Raw genomic sequence first — 2,591 nt, 5'->3', positions numbered from 1 at the left:
TCGGCAGCGTCAGATGTGTATAAGAGACAGGTAGCCCGACAGGCTCCCGACCATGCCTGCGAAGGGGCAACCCGTAGGGGCGCTTCGTCGGTGATCGCGGTAAGTGAGGTACGAAGGGGTTTCTCGATCTAGCGAGGCCCTGCCGTGCCTGGAAGGCACATCCACGATCATCAGATGAGGTTGTTCATGGCTCAGACTCTCCAAGACGCTGCCGACCGCGGCGGCGCAGGCGGCCATCAGCGTGGCCAGCGCGTACCGTATCGAGCACGATCCGCCGCTGCCCTCGACCAAGAAGGCTCATCGTGAGCGACGGCGTCCCGACCCGCTTGCCAACATCTTCGACGCCGAAGTCGTACCCCTGCTCGAGGCGGCTCCAGGCATCCGCCCGGTGGCCGTATTCGACGAGTTGAGACGGCGCCACGTCGAACTCGACCCGAGCGTTCGTCGAACCCTCGAACGCCGTATCCGTTCATGGCGCGCGCTTCATGGGCAGGAGCGGGACGTGATGTTCCGCCAGGTTCATGAAGCCGGTCGCATGGGGTTGTCCGACTTCACCGAGATGCGCGACCTCGGGGTCACGGTGCTGGGAGTTGCGCTGGATCACCGCCTCTACCACTTCAGGCTGGTGTGCTCGGGCTTCGAGCATGCGCACGTCATCCTGGGCGGCGAGAGCTACGTCGCGTTGGCCGAAGGCCTGCAGAACGCGCTATGGGCGCTGGGTGGTGCGCCACGCGAGCACCGCAGCGACAGCCTGTCGGCGGCGTTCCGCAATCTGGACGCCGACGCGCGCGAGGACTTGACCTCGCGCTACGACGCCTTGTGCGCGCATTATCTGATGCAGCCGACGCGCAACAACCGCGGTGTCGCTCACGAGAACGGCTCCATCGAGAGCGCGCATGGGCATCTCAAGATGCGCGGTAAATGATGCGCTGCTGCTGCGCGGTACTGTCGAGTTCGTCGACCTGACCGCCTACCGCAGCTTCATCGACGAGATCGTCAGCCGCAAGAACGCCCGCAATGGCAAGCGCATCGACGCCGAACGCGCGCTGTTGCAGCCGCTACCGCCGGCGCGAACCTGCGACTATGAGGAGACGTTCGTCTATGTCACCTCCTCTGGCGGCTTCACGCTGCGCAAGGTCTTCTACACCGTGCCGTCGCGGCCGATCGGCCATCGGCTGCGGGTACGGCTTTACGACGACCGGCTCGAGTTGCTGCTGGGCGCGACGCAGCTCATGACGCTGGAGCGTGGGCGCGGCGGTGCCAACGGCAAGCATGGCCACGTCGTCGACTACCACCACGTCATCCATGCGCTTCGACGCAAGCCGATGGCGCTGCTCAGTCTGGTCTACCGTGACCAGCTGTTCCCCAGGGATGTGTACCGACTGACGTTCGAGTTCCTGCGGGAACACCTGGCCGAGCGCGTCGCCTGCAAGACGATGGTCGCACTGCTGAGTCTGGCGCACGACCGATCGTGCGAGGTCCAGCTGGCAGGCGTGCTGGCAGACGATCTCGATCACCGACGCTTGCCCGACCTCAACGCTCTGCTGGTGCGCTTCGCCCCAGACCCAGCGCGCTTGCCGGAGGTCACGGTACGACTGGCACCGCTGAGCTCCTACGATGTCCTGATGGGCTCGGCCACGGAGGTCATGGCATGAATGAGAACTTCGATGCCTCGCGGCTGACGCTGCTGCTGTCCGAACTGCGGCTGCCGGCCACCAAGCAGATGTGGCCGGTCTTCGCCGAGCAATCAGACAAGGAAGGATGGCCGGCCGCACGGCTGCTCACAGTGCTCGCCGAGAACGAACTGGCCGAGCGGGACCGGCGGCGCATCGAGCGCCATCTGGCCGAGGCCAAGCTGCTGCCGGGCAAGACGCTGGACAACTTCGACTTCAACGCCGTGCCGATGGTCTCCAAGGCACAGGTAATGGCGCTGTGCGCGGGCGACGAGTGGCTGCGCAATGGCTCCAACGTTCTTCTGCTGGGACCACCAGGCGGAGGCAAGTCGCACTTGTCGTCGGCTATCGGTCTGGCCTTACTGGAGAAGGGGTGGCGGGTGCTGTTCGCACGCACGTCCGACCTCGTTCAGCGTTTGCAGGTGGCGCGTCGCGAGCTGGCACTCGAAGCGGCGCTCACCCGACTTGACCACTTCGATGTGCTGATCCTCGATGACCTAGCCTACGTCACCAAGGACCAGGCCGAAACGTCGGCCCTGTTCAAACTGATCAGCACGCGCTACGAACGACGCTCGATGATCATCACGGCCAACCAGCCCTTCGGAGAATGGGGCAAGGTATTCCAGGATCCCGCCATGACGCTGGCCGCTGTCGACCGGCTCGTTCATCACTCTACGATCTTCGAGATGAACTTCGAGAGCTACCGCAGGCGCACCGCCATCGAACGTAAACAAATCGGCGCCGGGCGCGCGGCCAGCTATGCGACACCGAAGAACGTCGGCGTTCCCAAGCCCAGCGACTTTCAACCGTCAGCCTAAAACCGGTCCGCGACAATCAAACCTCGGGCATCATCGCAAAGCCGCGACATCCTTCTCATCCAGACTGTCGCGCGCCTCTCAGATGGATTGACGCGCCACA

The 2,591-nt window shown here is 64.2% G+C and carries 1 protein-coding gene and 1 pseudogene; both read left to right on the top strand.

Annotated features, from left to right (window positions below; translation table 11 throughout):
* Positions 1-144 precede the first annotated feature (144 nt).
* Positions 145-1,655: pseudogene (gene istA, locus QN413_RS26860) on the top strand (IS21 family transposase).
* Complete coding sequence (gene istB / locus QN413_RS26855) at positions 1,652-2,491, top strand: IS21-like element helper ATPase IstB (protein ID WP_323499613.1); 840 nt, start codon at positions 1,652-1,654, stop codon at positions 2,489-2,491. The pseudogene istA and the gene istB overlap by 4 nt, the downstream one beginning before the upstream one ends.
* The last annotated feature ends 100 nt before the right edge of the window (positions 2,492-2,591 follow it).

The organism is Variovorax sp. LG9.2 (assembly GCF_035018885.1).
GTDB lineage: Bacteria > Pseudomonadota > Gammaproteobacteria > Burkholderiales > Burkholderiaceae_C > Variovorax.
This window is presented reverse-complemented; position numbering and strand designations above follow the sequence as displayed.

What these genes read in the sequence shown, in the direction of transcription:
- istB (WP_323499613.1), top strand. Translation starts at nt 1,652, where the DNA reads ATGAATGAGAACTTCGATGCCTCGCGGCTGACGCTGCTGCTGTCCGAA.